At 55.8% G+C, this 18,235-nt stretch carries 16 protein-coding genes and 1 other annotated feature; of the genes, 15 read left to right on the forward strand and 1 reads right to left on the reverse strand.

Translation table 11 applies throughout. From position 1 onward, the window contains the following. The first annotated feature begins 31 nt into the window (after positions 1 to 31). From VA597_RS01960 to VA597_RS02025, 14 genes are all read left to right on the forward strand, one after another. A complete protein-coding gene (locus VA597_RS01960; RefSeq protein ID WP_128741388.1) occupies positions 32 to 1,180 on the forward strand; it encodes an acyl-CoA dehydrogenase family protein in 1,149 nt (382 codons plus the stop codon). 17 nt (positions 1,181 to 1,197) lie between these two features. Further along, the gene (gene etfB / locus VA597_RS01965; RefSeq protein ID WP_128741389.1) at positions 1,198 to 1,983 is read left to right on the forward strand and encodes an electron transfer flavoprotein subunit beta; all 786 of its coding nucleotides are present in this window, start codon (positions 1,198 to 1,200) and stop codon (positions 1,981 to 1,983) included. Between the two features lie 20 nt (positions 1,984 to 2,003). Next, on the forward strand, positions 2,004 to 3,194 hold the full coding sequence (locus VA597_RS01970) for an electron transfer flavoprotein subunit alpha (RefSeq protein ID WP_128741390.1): 1,191 nt from the start codon (positions 2,004 to 2,006) through the stop codon (positions 3,192 to 3,194). Between the two features lie 95 nt (positions 3,195 to 3,289). Further along, positions 3,290 to 4,432 (forward strand): acyl-CoA dehydrogenase family protein, encoded by a 1,143-nt coding sequence (locus VA597_RS01975; protein ID WP_128741391.1) that lies wholly within the window; start codon positions 3,290 to 3,292, stop codon positions 4,430 to 4,432. 52 nt (positions 4,433 to 4,484) lie between these two features. Then, positions 4,485 to 5,723, forward strand: a complete 1,239-nt coding sequence (locus VA597_RS01980; RefSeq protein ID WP_128741392.1) for an MFS transporter — start codon at positions 4,485 to 4,487, stop codon at positions 5,721 to 5,723. A 300-nt stretch (positions 5,724 to 6,023) separates the two neighbouring features. Beyond that, positions 6,024 to 7,379 carry an MATE family efflux transporter gene (locus VA597_RS01985; RefSeq protein ID WP_128741393.1) on the forward strand — a complete coding sequence of 452 codons (1,356 nt, stop codon included), beginning with the start codon at positions 6,024 to 6,026 and terminating at the stop codon, positions 7,377 to 7,379. Between the two features lie 89 nt (positions 7,380 to 7,468). After that, positions 7,469 to 7,960, forward strand: a complete 492-nt coding sequence (locus VA597_RS01990) for a GNAT family N-acetyltransferase (RefSeq protein WP_128741394.1) — start codon at positions 7,469 to 7,471, stop codon at positions 7,958 to 7,960. 231 nt (positions 7,961 to 8,191) lie between these two features. Continuing rightward, positions 8,192 to 8,641 (forward strand): MarR family winged helix-turn-helix transcriptional regulator, encoded by a 450-nt coding sequence (locus VA597_RS01995; RefSeq protein ID WP_128741395.1) that lies wholly within the window; start codon positions 8,192 to 8,194, stop codon positions 8,639 to 8,641. A gap of 12 nt (positions 8,642 to 8,653) precedes the next feature. After that, complete coding sequence (locus VA597_RS02000; protein WP_128741396.1) at positions 8,654 to 10,405, forward strand: ABC transporter ATP-binding protein; 1,752 nt, start codon at positions 8,654 to 8,656, stop codon at positions 10,403 to 10,405. A 1-nt stretch (position 10,406) separates the two neighbouring features. Continuing rightward, positions 10,407 to 12,332 carry an ABC transporter ATP-binding protein gene (locus tag VA597_RS02005; protein WP_442861485.1) on the forward strand — a complete coding sequence of 642 codons (1,926 nt, stop codon included), beginning with the start codon at positions 10,407 to 10,409 and terminating at the stop codon, positions 12,330 to 12,332. Positions 12,333 to 12,477: 145 nt separating this feature from the next. Next, positions 12,478 to 12,981, forward strand: a complete 504-nt coding sequence (locus tag VA597_RS02010) for a GNAT family N-acetyltransferase (RefSeq protein WP_164918920.1) — start codon at positions 12,478 to 12,480, stop codon at positions 12,979 to 12,981. A gap of 24 nt (positions 12,982 to 13,005) precedes the next feature. Beyond that, positions 13,006 to 13,935, forward strand: a complete 930-nt coding sequence (locus VA597_RS02015) for a DMT family transporter (protein ID WP_128741399.1) — start codon at positions 13,006 to 13,008, stop codon at positions 13,933 to 13,935. 27 nt (positions 13,936 to 13,962) lie between these two features. Next, on the forward strand, positions 13,963 to 14,511 hold the full coding sequence (locus tag VA597_RS02020; RefSeq protein ID WP_128741400.1) for a prolyl-tRNA synthetase associated domain-containing protein: 549 nt from the start codon (positions 13,963 to 13,965) through the stop codon (positions 14,509 to 14,511). Positions 14,512 to 14,593: 82 nt separating this feature from the next. Beyond that, the gene (locus tag VA597_RS02025) at positions 14,594 to 15,052 is read left to right on the forward strand and encodes a GNAT family N-acetyltransferase (protein WP_205703188.1); all 459 of its coding nucleotides are present in this window, start codon (positions 14,594 to 14,596) and stop codon (positions 15,050 to 15,052) included. A gap of 131 nt (positions 15,053 to 15,183) precedes the next feature. On the opposite strand, the gene VA597_RS02030 is transcribed toward VA597_RS02025, so the two are convergent. Further along, complete coding sequence (locus VA597_RS02030; protein WP_128741401.1) at positions 15,184 to 16,299, reverse strand: iron-containing alcohol dehydrogenase family protein; 1,116 nt, start codon at positions 16,297 to 16,299, stop codon at positions 15,184 to 15,186. Between the two features lie 60 nt (positions 16,300 to 16,359). Next, positions 16,360 to 16,622: a binding site (T-box leader), on the reverse strand. A gap of 355 nt (positions 16,623 to 16,977) precedes the next feature. On the opposite strand from VA597_RS02030, the gene VA597_RS02035 reads away from it, so the two are divergent. Then, the gene (locus VA597_RS02035; RefSeq protein ID WP_128741402.1) at positions 16,978 to 18,219 is read left to right on the forward strand and encodes an ammonium transporter; all 1,242 of its coding nucleotides are present in this window, start codon (positions 16,978 to 16,980) and stop codon (positions 18,217 to 18,219) included. Positions 18,220 to 18,235: the final 16 nt, after the last annotated feature.

Genomic DNA, 18,235 nt, shown 5'->3' on the forward strand with positions numbered 1-18,235 from the left:
ATGGCCTTATTTACAGCAGGAGGAAAGAAATATGGCAGATGCGTATTTTACAGAGCAACATGAATTGATCAGGAAGTTGGCGAGCGAATTCTCCGAGAAAGAATTTACTAAAGATGTATTGGATCAGGTGGAGGCGACCGGAGTTTTTCCGGAAGAGCTGCTCGATAAAATGGCCGCGGCCGGATTTTTCGGGATCAAGATCCCGAAGGAGCTGGGAGGGCAGGGCGCGGACGCGCGGGCCTATGTCCTGGTGATGGAAGAAGTCGCGAGGGTGTCGGGCATCGCCAGCATCTATGTGTCGACTCCGAACTCCCTTTCGGGCGGCCCGCTGCTCCTCGCGGGCAACGACGAACAGAAGGCGAAATACCTGACCCCGGTCGTGACCGGGAAAAAGAAGCTGGCGTTCGCCCTCACGGAGCCGGGAGCGGGGTCCGACGCGAGCGGGATGGTGACCTCCGCGGTGAAGGAAGGGGACCATTACATCCTCAACGGGCGCAAATGCTTTATCACAATGGCTCCTCTTTCGGACTACGCCGTCGTCTTTGCAAAAACCGATATGAAAAAAGGAAACAAGGGGATTTCGGCGTTCGTGATCGATATGAAGGCGCCGGGCGTGAGCTGCGGCAAGCCGGAGGACAAAATGGGCATCGTCGGATGCGCGACTTCGGATATTATCTTGGAAAATGTCGCCGTGCCGGAAGCCGACCGCCTCGGGGAAGAGGGGGAAGGCTTCAAAATCGCCATGAAGACGCTGAACACCGGCCGCCTGGGCGTCGCGGCCCAGTCGATCGGCGTCGCGCAGGGGTGTCTTGACGCGGCGGTCGAGTACGCCAAGGAAAGAAAGCAGTTCGGCAGGCGGATCGGGGACTTCCAGGCGATCGGGTTTATGATCGCGGAGATGGCCACCAAGCTTGAGGCGGCGAAGCAGCTTACCTACAAGGCGGCGTATCTGATGGACACCAAACAGGACGCCACACTCAATGCGTCCATGGCCAAATATTACGCTTCCGAGGTCTGCAACGAGATCGCGGCCAAAGCGGTGCAGATACACGGCGGATACGGCTTCATCAAAGATTATAAGGTGGAGAGGATGTATCGCGACTGCCGCGTATTCACGATCTACGAGGGCAGCAGCCAGGTCCAGGAGATCGTCATCAGCAGGCAGCTGCTGAAGAAGTAAAAGGGGGATAAGCGAACATGAAGATATTGGTATGTGTCAAGCAGGTCCCGGACACGAATGAGGTGAAAATCGATCCCGTGAAGGGAACCCTGATCCGTGAGGGCGTTCCCAGCATCCTGAATCCGGACGACGCCAACGCGCTGGAAGCGGCGCTCCGGATCAAGGACCGGGACCCGGGCACGCGGGTCGCGGCACTGACCATGGGGCCGCCGCAGGCCGCCTATATGCTGAGGGAATGTCTTGCGATGGGCGCGGATGAGGCTTATCTGCTGAGCGACCGCGCGTTCGGAGGGGCGGACACCTGCGCGACTTCCACCACCATCGCGGCCGGAATCCGAAAGGTGCCGGGCGTGGACATCATCTTCGCCGGCCGTCAGGCCATCGACGGCGACACCGCTCAGGTGGGGCCGCAGGTCGCGCAGCGCCTGGGGATCCCGGTCGTCACCTATGTTCAGGACATCCGGCTGGGCGACGGCAAAGCGACGGTCCAGAGACAGATGGAAGACGGATACGAAAGGATCGAAGTCAGAACGCCATGCCTCCTCACCTGCGTCAAGGAATTGAACGAGCCGAGATATATGTCGGTCGGCCGGATCGTGGATGCCTATCAAAAGGAGATCGCGGTGTGGGATCATGCCGCGGTGGGACTTGACGGGAAGGACTGCGGGCTGAACGCCTCCCCGACGCAGGTGTTCCGCTCCTTCACGCCGCCGCAGAAGGGGAAGGGTGAGATGCTTGCGGGGTCGGTCGGCGAGATGGCGAAGTCCCTGATCGGCAAACTGGATGAAAAGCATCTGATCTAACATAGGAGGATGAAATCGACATGGCAGTGGAAGTATTAAAGGATCAATGCAGAGGATGCACAAAATGCGTGAAGTCCTGTCCTTTTGAGGCGATCACGATGGAAAACAGGATCGCCGTGATCGGCCCCGCCTGCACGGGCTGCGGCCAGTGCGTCGAAGCGTGCCCGTTTCACGCGATCGAAAAGACGGAGGACGGCAGGGCGGCCGCGGATTTAGGCGCCTATCGCAACGTGTGGGTCTTTGCGGAGCAGCGGGAAGGAAAGCTGATGCAGGTGGCTGTGGAGCTGCTGGGCGAGGGGAGAAAACTTGCCGGCGCCCTGGGCTGCGAGCTTTGCGCCGTGCTCTGCGGCTCCGGGGTGGAGCCGCTCGCGGGCGAACTTTTCGAGTACGGCGCCGACAAGGTCTATTATGCCGACGCGCCGGAGCTGAAACAATATACCACCGACGCATACACCAAAGTCATTCAGGAAGCCATAGAAAGATACAAGCCGGAGATCGTGCTTCTCGGCGCGACGCACATCGGGCGGGATCTTGGCCCGTGCCTTGCGGTCCGCTGCCAGACGGGCCTCACGGCGGACTGCACAAAGCTTGAGATCAATCCGGACACCAAGAAAATCATGCAGACCCGCCCGGCGTTCGGCGGGAACCTCATGGCCACCATCCTCTGCCCCAGCCACATGCCGCAGATGTCGACGGTGCGCCCCGGCGTGATGGAAAAGGCGGTCAGGGTACCGGGCAGAAAGGGCGGGCTGATTCGGCTTGACGTGCATTTTGCCGAAGGGGATATCCGGACTAAAGTGCTGGAGGCCGTTAAGACTGTGCGGGAAGCCGTGTCGCTCACCGACGCGGACATCATCGTATCCGGAGGAATGGGTCTCGGCAATGCCGAAGGGTTCCAACTCCTGAAACAGCTTACGCAGCGGCTCGGCGGCACGGTCGCATCCTCCAGAGCCGCGGTCGACGCGGGATGGATCGACCACGCGTACCAGGTCGGGCAGACCGGGACGACCGTGAAGCCGAAAATCTATTTTGCGTGCGGCATATCGGGCGCGATTCAGCATGTTGCCGGCATGCAGAATTCGGGGATGATCGTCGCCGTCAACACCAATGAAAACGCTCCGATCTTCGACATTGCCGATATCGGAATTGTCGGGGACCTTTATCAGGTGATCCCTGCCATCATGGAAGAGCTCGACAAGCGGCCGGTTTAAGTTCGGTTAAACAGGCAAGGCGGTCCGGCGGCTCCAGGGTGGAGCGGTTCAGGCAGAATAAACCATTTTGAATTACGTAAGGAGGAAAAATGAAAATGAAAACCCCATTTTTTACCGAAGACCATGAAGACATCCGCGAAATGGCCCGCGACTTTGCGGAAAAGGCCCTGGCGCCCATCGCCGCCGACGTTGACAAAAACGACGCGTTTCCGCGGGAGGTTGTGGAGACCATGGCCGGGATGGGCTTTCTCGGCCTGAAAATCCCGGAGGAATACGGCGGGTCGGGCATGGATATGCGCAGCTATGTTTCCGTGATGGAGGAAGTGGCCAGAAAGTGCGCCACCGCCACTATTTACATCTCCTCCGCGAATTCCCTTTCCACCGCGCCCATCATCCTTTCCGGCACCGAAGAGCAGAAGCGGAAATATCTGCCGGGAGTGGCTTCCGGAGAAAGCATCATCGCGTTCGGCCTCACCGAGCCGGGCGCCGGCTCCGACGCCGCGTCCCTGGCAACCAAGGCCGTGAAGGACGGGGACGACTATATCCTGAACGGGCGCAAGTGCTTTATCACCTTCGCTCCGGTGGCAGACTATACCACGGTTTATGCCAAGACCAGTCCGGAGAAGGGCGCGAAGGGCATCACCGCTTTCCTCGTGGACATGAAGCTGCCGGGCGTTTCTACGGGAAAACCGGAGGAGAAGATGGGCCAGCGCGGCGTGCCGGTCAGCGACGTGGTGCTGGACGACGTCCGCGTTCCGGCGGACTGCATCCTCGGCGAAGTCGATATGGGTTTCATCAACGCCATGAAGACGCTGTCCGTCGGCCGCGTCGGTGTCGCTTCCATGTCGCTGGGCATTGCGCAGGAGGCGCTGGACCTCGCCGTGGAGTACACCAAGGCACGTGTCCAGTTCGGCAAACCGCTGGCGAAAAACCAGGCCCTGCGGTTCATGATGGCGGATATGGAGACCAAGCTCAACGCCGCCCGCATGCTCACCTACAACGCCGCCTGGATGATGGACAGCAAGCAGGACGCCACCAAGGCCGCCTCGATGGCCAAGTATTACGCCGCAGAGTCCGCCTTTGACATTGTGAACAAATCCCTGCAGCTCCACGGCGGCTACGGCTATTCCAAGGAATACGAGATCGAGCGCCTCTACCGCGATATCCGTATCACCAGCATTTACGAGGGCAGCTCCCAGGTGCAGCAGATGGTCATCGCGGGGCAGCTCCTGAAATAAAGCTCTGACCGCGCCGCAGTGTTGCGGAGGACGGGGAAAACGGGGAGAGAATATGGATAAAAAGGAAAATCCGTCCGCCGCCTGCGCGGCGAGGTGGGTCTATTTGCTGGCCGGCACGGTCAGCATGCTGTTCGCCGGAATCATCTATGCCTGGTCGATTTTAAAAGCGCCGCTGGCCGAGGCCTTCGGATGGACGCCGTCCGGCCTGGGATTGAATTTTACGCTGACCATGTGCTTTTTCTGCATCGGAGGCGTGGTTTCCGGCTACCTGACCAGACGGACGTCCCCGAAAGTTCCGGTGATTGCGGGAGCGCTTCTGTTCTTCTTCGGATTTATGATCGTGTCCCGCATGTCGGGCGGCGGGATCGCCTTACTGTACCTTTCTTACGGCGGCATGGGCGGGTTCGGAATCGGGATGGCCTACAACGCGGTCATTTCAACGACCAGCGCCTGGTTCCCGGACAAGAGGGGGATGTGCTCCGGCTTCCTGATGATGGGCTTCGGGCTCAGTGCCCTGCTGCTGGGCAACCTGGCCGGCAGAATGATCGGCGCGGGGTCCGTCGGCTGGAGAAACACCTATTTCATTCTGGGCGCCGCCATCGGGGCCGTGCTCCTGCTGACCGGCCTGATGATCCGTCTCCCGCCTTCCGGCATGCGGTTTCCGCAGCCGAAAGCGGCCCGAAAGGCGGAGCCGGAGGAAAATTTTGAGCGGAAGGATTACACCACGGCCGAGATGGTCCGGCGCGCGACCTTTTGGAAGTTTTTTCTCTTCTGCATCACGACGAGCGCGGTTGGCAGCACCGTCATCAGCTTTGCAAGGGACCTGACCATGTCCGTCGGGGCCGCGGCGACTCTGGCGACCGCGCTCGTCGGCGTTCTGTCGGTCTGCAACGGACTGGGTCGGATTTTTGCGGGCTTTTTGTTCGATGCGCTGGGCCGCCGCCGCACCATGCTCGCCACGAGCGCCATTACCATTCTGGCCGCCGCCGTTCTGCTGGTTTCGGTCCTGAACCGTTCGCTTGCCCTTGGGATCGCGGGGATCTGCCTCACCGGCGTTTCTTACGGCTGTTCCCCCACCATCACCCCCGCTTTCGTCGGAACATTCTATGGGATGAAGCATTTGGCGGTGAATTTCAGCGTCGCCAACCTCATGCTCATTCCGGCCTCCTTTACCGCGACGCTGGCCGGCTCGCTGGTTGCTTCAACCGGCTCCTATGTGCTGCCGTGCGCCGTTCTTCTCGTCTTTTCAGTGGTTTCTCTGCTCCTGTGCCTCGGAATCAAGCGGCCGTGACTTTTTCCCTTTCGGGCTGTTAAGCTCCCGGAAACATACCAAAAGTGTAAAAAGCGCCTTGGAGACGGAAGCCGTCCCCAAGGCTGTTTTTTTCCGGCATGGATTTCTCCGCTGAAAGCAAGCTGATTTTTTCCTGTAAAAAAAGACGGTTTGGATTGCCATCGCTTTTTTACAGGAATATAATAAAACGTAAAAAGGATTGTTTCCTGAGTGTGCCGCGATTTTTCCCCCTGTCGGCGCATTGCAGTAAAAAATTCAATTGGCTGAAATACGAGGACGATAGGAAGAGGATACATAGCGTTGAATAACCAATATGAGGAACGACTTGGCACGGGCCGCATGCTGCCGCTGATTTTTCAAATGGCACTGCCGTCCGTTGTGGCTCAGCTGATCAATCTGCTGTACGGCATTGTTGACCGTATCTATATTGGCCATATCCCCGCGGCCGGGACGGATGCTCTGGCGGGCGTCGGCGTTACCAATTCCGTTATCATTCTGATTTCCGCGTTTTCTCAGATCGTTGCCGGCGGCGGGGCGCCGCTTGCTTCGATTGCGCTCGGGAAAGGGGACCGTGAGCGCGCCGAAAAGATTCTTGGGAACGGCTTTGTCATGCTGCTGGCTTTCACGGCGATAACGGTGTCGCTGTCCTATCTTTTCATGGAACCGGTCCTGCGCCTGACCGGCGCGTCGGACCGTACGATCGGATACGCGACGGAATACCTTTCCGTTTATCTGACCGGCACCCTGTTCGTGCAGATCACGATCGGCCTGAACAATTTTATCAGCTGCCAGGGAAGGCCGGGCGTTGCGATGTGGTCCGTGCTGATCGGCGCGATTCTGAACATCACGCTGGACCCGGTGTTTATTTTCGTATTGAATATGGGGGTGGCGGGCGCTGCGGTTGCAACGGTGATCTCTCAGTTCTGCAGCGCGGTGTGGGTGACCTCATTCCTGTTTTCCAAACGTGCTTCCCTGCGGATCCGGCCGAAATATTTAAAGCCGGACCGAAAGGTGATCCGCTCGGTGTTTTCGCTCGGCGTCTCCCCGTTCATCATGGCAAGCACGGAAAGCCTGATCGGATTTGTACTGAACGGCAGCCTTGCGAATTTTGGCGACATTTATGTCAGCGCGCTGACCGTCATGCAGAGCGCCATGCAGATTGTCAGCGTGCCGCTGACAGGGTTTGCGCAGGGCGTCATTCCGGTTATCAGTTTTAATTACGGCCACGGGAATCCGAAGCGGGTGAAGGCGGGTTTCAAGATTTTGCTGGCCACCATGTTCTCCTGCAACTTTGCACTGATCCTTTTGATGATTCTATTTCCGTCCGCGATCGCGAGGCTGTTTACCGACGACGCGGCGCTGATCGGCGTTGTTGCGAAAGTCATGCCGGTATTCCTCGCCGGAATGAGCATTCTCGGCCTGCAGCGCGCCTGCCAGAATATGTTCGTCGCGCTGGACCAGGCGAAAATTTCCGTCTTTATCGCGCTGCTGCGAAAAGTCATTCTGCTGATTCCGCTTGCGCTGATCCTGCCGCATTACATGGGCGTTATGGGCGTCTATTCCGCGGAAGCGATCGCGGACGCTACGGCGGCGATCCTCTGCACCGTGATCTTTTCAGTGGAATTTCCAAAAATTCTGGCGTCAATGACAGCCTGAGAATCATCGCGGACTGAAAAACGTGCGGCCGGAAAGTTTCCAAAGCTGCGTGCCGGACTCAAGTTTTAACGGTTGGGAGAGTGTACAATATGGAAATATTGATTCGAAAATACGAAAAGAGCGATGTATCGAAGATGGTGAAAATCTGGAATCAGGTTGTCAATGACGGCGTCGCCTTTCCTCAGATCGAACCTCTGGATGCGGAAGACGGCGAAAAGTTTTTTAAAGCGCAGTCTTACTGCGGCGTTGCGGAAGATCCGGACGCCCGGGAGGTGATCGGATTGTACATCCTGCATCCCAACAACATAGGAAGATGCGGACATATCGCAAACGCAAGCTATGCTGTCGGTCGTGACGCCAGGGGCCGCCATGTGGGTGAAAAGCTTGTGATTGACAGCATGAAGCAGGGGAGCGGACTTGGATTCAGAATATTGCAGTTCAATGCCGTGGTTCAGTCGAACGTCAATGCCAGGCATCTTTACGAAAAATTGGGGTTTCATCAACTGGGCTTGCTGCCCAAGGGGTTTCTGATGAAGGACCGCACCTATGAGGACATTGTCCTTTATTACCATGAGCTGTAGCGGATAACAATGGCGAAAATATGAAATGCCTGTTGCAAGAGAGGGCGAACCGCAGAAGCCTGTGGTTCGCCCTTGCCTGCTTTTCAGCCCGGCTCCGCCCGAAGAACAAAAAGTCTTCGTCATCTCTGAATAATGAGCTTGACAGCACGGCGGATTCTGATTATACTGTTGTATATGAAACTGTCATAGATACAACATTACTGGACAAAAAGGACAGGAAAGAAATGAGAAATGAGAAAAATAAGAATCGGAATGGAACTTCGGTCGCTGAACAATCTGATCCGGCGCTATTTTGAGTTTTCCTCCCATAAAAAAGAAATTGAAACCGTTACCGGCAACAACGGATGGATCATCGGCTTCCTGTCAGAGAATGAGGGCAGGGAGATCTACCAGAAGGATTTGGAGGACCGTTTCACCATAACCCGGTCGACGGCTTCGAAGGTACTCAGCCTGATGGAGCGGAAAAACCTGATCCAGCGGCAGGCAGTCACCCAGGACGCGCGCCTGAAAAAGATTGTTCTCACGGAGAAAGCAAGGAAGATCGCAGGGCTTATGTGCAAAGATGCGGAAAGGATGGAACGGACGCTGCTGCGGGGATTCACCCAGGAAGAAACGAAAATGCTGTACTCTTATCTTGAAAGAATGAAAAAAAACATATCGAATACCAGGAAGGACCGCTAAGGAGAATTTTCCATGATAAAAAAGCTTTTATCCAGCGTGGGGGAATACAAAAAGGACACGATCCTCGCGCCGGTTTATGTTACGTTTGAATCCATTTTAGAAATCGTGATTCCCACCTTGATGGCGTATCTGATCGACAACGGAATCAGCAAAAACAATATGTCCTATGTCCTCTGGATGGGGTTGGTGCTGGCGGCCGCCGCGATGCTCTCGCTGCTGACCGGATTTCTTGCGGGCCGCAGCGCGGCGATCGCCTCCGCGGGCTTCGCGAAGAATCTGCGCGGGGATATGTTCCACAACGTTCAGGAATTTTCATTTTCCAACATCGACAAATTTTCGACCGCCAGCATTATCACACGCCTGACCACCGACGTCACCAACGTGCAGATGGCTTATCAGATGCTGATCCGCCTCGCGGTCCGCGCGCCGATGGTGATCGCGTTTTCCCTGATTTTCTCCTTCCGGATCGATGTCCATCTGTCCCTGATTTTTCTCGCGACCATTCCGGTGCTCGGCTTTGGCCTGTGGCTGATCATGTCGCATGTGCACCCGATTTTCGTGCGGGTGTTCAACACCTACGACAGGCTGAACAGCGTCGTGCAGGAAAATCTGCTCGGCATCCGGGTCGTCAAATCCTATATCCGCGAAGAACATGAGGAAGAGAAATTCGCCGGCATTTCACAGTCCATTTTTCAGGATTTTACAAAAGCGGAAAAGCGGCTGGCGTTCAATATGCCGCTGATGCAGTTCTGCCTTTACGTCAGCATGCTTCTTCTCTCCTGGTTCGGCGCCAGGGAGATCGTCGCCTGCGGCAACAATCCCGTTCAGGGGCTTTCGACGGGCGAGCTGACCAGCCTTGTCACCTATGCGATGCAGATTCTCATGAGCCTGATGATGCTCTCCATGGTGTTTGTCATGATTATCATTTCGCGCGCTTCGGCCGAGCGCATCGTCGGGATTTTAAGCGAGGAAAGCGACCTGAAAAACGGGGAAAACCCCGTGCGCGAGGTCAAAGACGGGTCGGTCGCCTTTCAAAACGTCACGTTTTCCTATGCGAGAAAGGCCGACAAGCCGGTCCTGGACGGGATCAGCCTTTCCATTGCGTCCGGGGAAACCGTAGGAATCCTCGGCGGCACCGGCTCTTCCAAGTCGAGCCTGGTGCAGCTCATCCCCCGGCTTTACGATGCCACGGGCGGAAAAGTGACCGTCGGCGGCGTGGACGTGCGGGACTACGACCTGAAAGCGCTCCGCAACCAGGTGGCGATGGTGCTGCAGAAGAATGTCCTTTTTTCTGGCACCGTCAAGGACAATCTGCGCTGGGGCAACGAAAGCGCGACGGATGAAGAGATGGTTCACGCCTGCAGGCTCGCTCAGGCCGACGGGTTTATCCGGGAGTTCCCGGACGGGTACGACACCTATATCGAAGAGGGCGGCACCAACGTCTCAGGCGGGCAGAAGCAGCGGCTGTGCATCGCGAGGGCGCTGCTGAAAAAGCCGAAGATCCTGATCCTCGACGACTCCACCAGCGCGGTCGACACCAAGACCGACGGGCTCATCCGCCAGGCCTTCCGGGAGGAGATCGCAAACACGACGAAGATCATCATCGCGCAGCGCGTCTCGTCCGTTCAGGACGCGGACAAGATCATCGTCCTGGACGACGGCAGAATCGACGCGGCCGGCACGCATGAAGAGCTGCTGAAAACCTGCGAAATTTACAGGGAAGTTTATGAATCCCAGAATCAGGGAGGTGTTCTCGATGAGTGAAATGCCGGCGGAAAACGCTTTAAAAGACCAAAACAGGCCGCCGGTCCGGCGGTTCAAGCCGGGCACGATCAAACGGCTGTTTTCCTATATGGCCGTTTACAGGCTTCATCTGATTTTTGTCGTTGTCTGCATTCTGGTCAGCGCGGCCGCGAACGCGGGTTCCTCGCTGTTCCTGCAGACCCTGATCGACCGCTACATCGTTCCGCTGCTCGGGCGGCCGAATCCCGTCTTCACGGGACTTTTGCACGCGCTTGCCATGATGGCCTGCATCTACGCGGCGGGCACGCTCGCGACGCTGCTTTACAACAGGATGATGGTCGTCGTCGAGCAGGGCACGCTGAAAAAGATCCGCGACGAAATGTTCACCCACATGCAGACCCTGCCGATCCGGTACTTTGACACGCACACCCACGGCGACGTGATGAGCCGTTACACCAACGACACCGACACGCTGCGCCAGGCGATTTCCCAGAGCCTCCCGCAGATGTTTTCCTCCGTCGTTTCCGTGTCGGCCGCATTCCTCTCCATGCTTTATCTCAGCGTCGGGCTCACCGCTTTCGTCGCCGTTTTCGCCGTTGTCCTGCTGAAGGTCATCCGAGCCATCGTGGGCAGAAGCGGAACCTATTTCATGAAGCAGCAGCAGTCGCTGGGCGGCGTGAACGGCTATATTGAAGAAATGATCAACGGGCAGAAGGTCATCAAGGTCTTCTGCCACGAGGAAAAGGCCAAAGAGGAGTTCGACAGAAAGAACGAAGAGCTTTGCTATTGCGCGACCCAGGCGAACATCTACGGCAACGTCACCATGCCGGTCGTCGGCAATATGGGCTATATGCTCTACGTACTTCTCGCCATTGTCGGGGGCGCGGCGGGGATTGCGGGGATTCCGAACCTGGGCCTGACCGGAGTTCACGCGCTGACGATCGGAACGATCATCTCTTTTCTCACCCTGTCCCGCAGCTTCATCAACCCGATCGGCCAGATTTCCATGCAGTTCAACATGGTGGTCATGGCACTGGCCGGCGCTTCCAGGATTTTTGAACTGATGGATGAGGAGAGCGAGCAGGACAGCGGTTACGTCACCCTTGTCAACGCCAGAGTGGAAGACGACGGGACCGTCGCGGAGTGCGAGGAGCGCACGGGGAACTGGGCGTGGAAGCATCCTCACGGAGACGGCACGGTGACTTACACGCCGCTCCGGGGCGACATCCGCTTTTTCGACGTGGATTTCGGCTATGAAGAAGGAAAGACCGTTCTGCACGGCATCACGCTCTATGCGGAGCCCGGCCAGAAAGTGGCTTTCGTCGGAGCGACCGGCGCGGGAAAAACGACGATCACGAACCTCATCAACCGCTTTTACGACATTGCCGACGGGAAGATCCGTTACGACGGCATCAACATCAACAAGATCAAAAAATCGGACCTCCGCCGTTCGCTCGGCGTCGTCCTCCAGGACGTGAACCTGTTTACAGGGACGGTGATGGACAATATCCGTTACGGCAAGCTGGACGCGACGGACGAGGAGTGCATCGCCGCCGCGAAGCTGGCGAACGCCGACGGATTTATCCGCATGCTCCCGGAGGGGTACCAAACCGTGCTGGAGGGCGACGGAAGCAGTCTTTCCCAGGGGCAGCGGCAGCTCATTTCCATCGCCCGCGCCGCAGTGGCCGACCCGCCCGTCATGATCCTCGACGAGGCGACGTCCTCCATCGATACCAGAACCGAAGCCATCGTTCAGAAGGGAATGGACGCGCTGATGAAGGGAAGAACGGTGTTCGTCATCGCCCACCGGCTTTCCACCGTGCAGAACTCCGACGTCATCATGGTGCTGGAAAATGGACGCATCATCGAGCGCGGGAGCCATGAACAGCTCATTCAGGAAAAAGGGAAATACTATCAGCTTTACACGGGCGCCTTCGAACTGGAATAAACGCCGCGCCTCTGTGATTTTTCCCTGAGATATTCTGAAAAAAACCGCTGCGTTTCAATTTCGACAGCGGCTTTTTTATGGTCAGAATCGGTTGTGATTTTCTGTCCCGGATGTTATGATAAAAAAAGCGGGAGGGGGGCCTTGGATGTTTGAGATTCGCAAAGCAGTTCCGGAGGACGCGCTGGGAATTACGATTGTTAACGTGTATACGTGGAAAACAACCTATACGGGGCTGATGCCGGACGATGTGATCGACGCGCGGATTGCGGAGCTGATGGAAAGGACCGAAAAATGCCGGACCGAGATAGAGGAAAATGACAATTTCATGGTTGCGTCCGTTGAAAACAACATCATCGGCTTTTGCCGCTGCGGAATCTCCAGAAACCCGGCGTATCGGGATTCGGGGGAAATCTATGCCATTTATGTCCTGCGCGGTTTCCAGGGGACGGGCGCGGGAAAGGCCCTGTTTTCGGCGGGCGTGCGGGAGCTTACCGCCGCGGGGTGTTCTTCCATGATCGTCAACTGCCTTCAGGGCAATCCTTCGCTGGGCTTTTACCGGCATATGGGTGGAAAAGTCGTTGCGCAAAGACGGGATGAAATCAAGAACAGAACCATCACGGAAGATATGATCTATTTCAATCTAAAATAAACGGAAAGAATATGGAGCGCGACGATGACGCATTCAAAGGCTTTTTACGGGAATCTGACGGCGATTCTTACGATTCTGATTTGGGGAACGACATTCATTTCCACCAAAATACTGCTGCGGAGCTTCACTCCGATTGAGATTCTGCTGATGCGGTTTCTTCTTGGGTACGCCGCTCTCTGGCTCATGCGTCCCCGCTGGTTCTCAATCAAGCCGCTTCGGCAGGAAATTTTGTTTCTGCTGGCGGGGCTGTGCGGGGTCACGCTCTATTACCTGTTTGAGAACATTGCATTGACGTATACGCTGGCGGCGAACGTCGGTGTGATCGTTTCGATCTCTCCCTTTTTTACCGCCCTGCTCGCTCATTTTTTATTAAAAGGCGAAAAGCTGAGAGTCCCCTTTCTGATCGGTTTTCTGACGGCGATCCTTGGAATTTCGCTGATCGATTTCAATGGGGGTTTCGTTTTAAAAATAAATCCGTTCGGGGATTTCTTGGCGTTATGTGCGGCGGCCGTCTGGGCGGCCTATTCGATTTTGATGAAAAAAATCAGCAATTTTCAGTATCCGACCATCGAATGCACGCGCAGGGTGTTTTTTTACGGGATCCTTTTGATGATTCCTGCAGCCTGCGCTTTTGGAGTCCATGTTGAGATCAAAGAAATGTTCACCCGGGTCAATCTGTTCAATCTTCTGTTCCTGGGCCTGGGGGCTTCGGCCCTCTGCTTTGTGACATGGAATCTGGCCGTCAACGCCCTGGGCGTCGTGAGGACCAGCATCTATATTTATCTGGTGCCGGTGATTACGATTACCGCGTCGGCCCTGATCCTTCGGGAACGGATCACCTGGATCGAAATCGTGGGAGCGGCGTTTACCATGGCCGGCCTCTTCGTTTCCATGGCGGGATCGAGGGAGAAGGTTCCGGAGCTTCCGCTGAATTCCAGAGGGACCTCCCTGTAGAAATGAAAAGAAATTCGAGGTGATTGTATGAGCGACATTCATATCGATCCAAGAGTATATCACGAGAAGCCGGCAAACGTCCGCCTTCCGAAGGAAATGGCTGTCTATGAGCTGCTGGACAGGCTTGAAATCCCCTATGCGCGCCTGGATCATGACGCGGTGGGGCATGTGGAATCCTGCGGGGAGATCGGCAGGATTCTGGGAGTCGAAATCTGCAAAAACCTGTTTCTGTGCAACCGTCAGAAAACGGAGTTCTATCTTCTGATGATGCCGGGCAGAAAGGAGTTTCATACGAAGGTTCTTTCCCAGCAGACCGGCAGTTCCCGCCTTTCCTTCGCGGGGGAGGAGTTTATGCAAGAATACTTGAACGTCACTCCCGGTTCCGTCAGCGTCATGGGTCTGATGAACGACCGGGAGAACCGGGTCAGGCTGCTGATGGACCGCGACGTTGCGGAATCGGAATTCATCGGGTGCCACCCCTGCATTAATACGTCCAGCCTGAAGATCAAAACAAAGGACCTATTTATAAAATTTTTCCCCTTTTCAGGCCATGAGCCGACGATTGTGACACTTTAGAAAAGGAATCGCCGATTTTGTTATCTTTGCGGCGGGCCTGAAAGGCTCGGCGCCGGGACGCAATGCGGCGGGGAGGTACCCTATGTTGAACTTAGAGAAAGCGGAAGAAAAAATCTCAGAAGAACTGTCCGGACTGGCCTGTGATTCCGAAGCGTACTGGGGCTATGACAAGAATTATATGGATCAGTTCAGAAGATATTATAACGTCACGGCGGATTTTATCCGGTCCAATCCGGTCCGTGTTTTAAAAGAGGGAGACCGAACCGTCGGATTTTTCGGGCTCCAGAGCAACGAATCGAACTGGCAGCTTGAATTTTTCTACGTTTGTGCCGCTTCCATTGGAAAGGGATACGGGCGGAACTTGTGGAATGAACTGCTTGCTTTTTGCAGGGAAGAAAGGATCGGCCGGTTCGAGTTCGTAACCAGCCCGCAGGCGGTGCCGTTCTATGAGAAGATGGGCGCGAGGGTCGTCGGGGAAGAGGCGTCGCTGCTAAAAAAGGGGCGAACGATCCCCAAACTGCTGTATTCGCTGGAAGAATAAGGCCCGGATACGAAGGGGAAATCTCCGTAAAGTAGTTTAACTTTAAAAAGGCTGACACCCCTTGGGGTGTCAGCCTTTTGGCCTGGAAAGATGACGCAGTGCCGGTCCTTCTGTGAAAAAGAAAGTCCTTACTATTTTCCCAGGGCTTGTCTGCCGGCCGTGTCGGCGTCCCTGACGGCCTGCATGAATCTTTCTTCGGTCGGGTTTCCGGGGGCATAGGTCCACTCGACAACCGAGGACGCTTTTTTTGCGACGACCGGAAGGTCGGCCTGGGTCAGGCCGATTTCAGCCATTGTAACCGGCAGCCCGACGCTTTTGTTAAACGCGAGAATCCGGTCCCGCTCCTCGAACTGGCGGTCGTAAGTGAGAAGGCACAGCACGCCGAACGAAACGATCTCGCCGTGCAGGTGTTTTTCGCACGCCGGAACCAGCGAACTGCCGTAATAGACGCAATGGGCGAGCGAACTGTTGTAATAATAATCGTCTTTGGGATCGGGCTGATTCTGGTGTACGGTACAGTTCGATACGATGCCGGTGAGCATGATGATATCCAGCGCAACCTGCTCAAGCGCAAACGAGACCTTGTTGTTTTTGCAGTCTTCAAGAGCCTGCGTTCCGAGGCTGAGAAGCGGCGAGGTGCACGTTTTTGCAATTCCGAGCCCCAGAAGCGGAAGATGATGAAGCTTCTTGTCGCGGCAGGCAAACACGACTTCGTATTCCTTGGAAAGCGCGTCACCGATCCCGGCCCAGAACATGTCATACGGTGATTCGGCGATGATCCTCGTGTTGATGAACGTGTGGCAGGCGGGCTGTTTCTGATAATAATACTCTTTGAAGGAGCCGTCCTTGTTATAAATCACGCTCAGGTTTGTGCAGCTCGCGCAGTTGGAAGCAAGCGTCGGAAAGGTGAAAACCGGTTTGTCCAGCATGTCACCCAGGGTTTTGACCGTGTCGCAGGCCCTGCCGCCGCCGACCCCGAACAGCATCTCCGCCTGCTGAACGAGCGGGTCTTTCTTCAGGTTTTCAACGTTTTCAAAACTGGAGTCTCCGCCGTACCACAAAAAACCGAGGAGGCTGACGTCCGAACCGGCCACGCCCGCCCGGATTGCTTCCTTTGCCTTTGCCATTGCCGTCTTTCCGCCGATGACAACCGCTTTTTTGCCGAAGTTTCTTGTGATGAAAGGAATTTCACGATAACAGTCTTCTCCAACGCTGTAATGGGGTAAATAGATGTTCTGGTTTGCCATTGTCAAGACTCCTTTTTATCGTTTTAAGTGAAAAATAAAAACAAAACGAGCGATTCATCCCATTAGGACGAATCGCTCGTGATACCACCTAATTTCGTATGAAAGCGTTACTTTCATACCTCGCACAGCACGGATCATTTAAGATCGATGCCGCTTCCCATTTCTACGGCGGGCTTCCGTCAGAGCCTAATCAGAAGCACGGCCTCCTTTTGGTCTGCAGCTCCAAGATGATTTCGATTTCTCCGCCGGCGAAGCGATCCCACCATCCGCTTCTCTCTTTGCCCGGTAGGGGAGAACCTACTCTTTCTTTTCTCAGCTTTTTTATTTAATTTGTTCCTTATCATAGAACAGTTTTCCGCGTTTGTCAAGAACGGTTTGGGATGCTTTTTGCTTACCCGGCGCCGCCGCCGGGCCGAAATGGAGTGCGAAGCGGTAGCACGGAAAAGAAACTTTGTAAGATTCAGAAAATTCCCGGAAAAAGTTTATATAATTTGAAGGGCACAAACTTTTGTGAATCATTCGTATTGATTTTCTTTAAAAAGTATGCTACAATTCCTTTATCATATTGTTTGGCGATGGAGCCGGCGATTCCTTTTCAGGGAATTGTCGGTTCTGTTTTTTTATTGCGGGAAGGGTCCTGAGGCGCCTGATCCGACCCGCGGGAATTGAAAATAGGGGATGTTTTTGATGAACCACGGTGACGCAGCCTGGATGCTGACAAGTTCCGCCCTGGTCCTGCTGATGACGCCTGCTCTCGCGCTGTTTTACTCCGGCATGACAAAAAGAAAAAATACGGTCAATACCATTATGAGCTGCATTCTGACCATGGGCCTTTCCGCGGTGCTCTGGGTCCTTTTCGGGTTCTCTCTTTCCTTCAGCGGAGACGTGGGGGGATGGATCGGGAACCTGAACTGGGCGGGCATGAATTTCAGCGCGATGAACGATTCGACCTATCCGCCGGATACGCTGATCTTCGCAATCTTTCAGATGATGTTCGCGGTGATTACCCCGTCGCTGATCGTCGGGGCCGTGGTGGAGCGCATGCGGTTTTCCTCCCTGTCCGTCTTTGTGGCGGTCTGGTCCGTTCTGGTCTATTACCCGATGGCGCACATGGTTTGGGGCGGCGGGTTCCTGATGAAGATCGGTTCGGTCGACTTTGCGGGGGGAAATGTGGTCCACATCACTTCCGGCGTCAGCGCGCTCGTCCTTTCCATTCTTCTGGGCAAGCGAAAGAACTATGGGAAGATTTCCTATCATCCGCACAACGTGCCGTTTGTTTTCCTCGGCGCTGCGCTGCTCTGGTTCGGATGGTTCGGGTTTAACGCCGGCAGCGCCGGGGCCGCGAATGAGCTGGCGGCGCATGCCTTTCTGACGACGAACACCTCCGCCGCGGCCGCGATGCTGACCTGGATCCTTGTGGAAAAAGTGAAAAGCGGGATGCCGACTCTGGTTGGGGCGTCCACAGGGCTGGTAGTCGGCCTGGTTGCGATCACGCCGGGCTCCGGTTTCGTGCCGGTCTGGGCTTCTCTTGTGATCGGCGGCCTTGCGAGCCCGATTTCCTATTTCTTTATTTCGGTCGTCAAAAGGAAATTCGGCTATGACGACGCGCTTGACGTGTTCGGCTGCCATGGTATCGGCGGCATCTGGGGCGGAATCGCGACCGGTCTGTTTACGCAGACCTCCGTCAACTCTTCCGCGAAGTGGAACGGCCTGTTCTTCGGCAGCGCGGATTTATTCCTGCGGCAGCTGGCCGCCATCGGCGTGGCGATCCTGTTTGCGGTTGCCGGCACGCTGATTTCAATTGCCGCGGCGAAGCTGGTGACGAAACGGATCCGTGTTTCCGCGAAGGAAGAGGAGATCGGTCTGGACATCGTGGAGCATGGAGAACCCGCTTATCCGGCGTTCAACGGCATGGATTAGCTGATTTGGAGGAGAA

It is taken from the genome of Caproicibacter sp. BJN0012 (assembly GCF_035986805.1).
Lineage (GTDB): Bacteria > Bacillota > Clostridia > Oscillospirales > Acutalibacteraceae > Caproicibacter.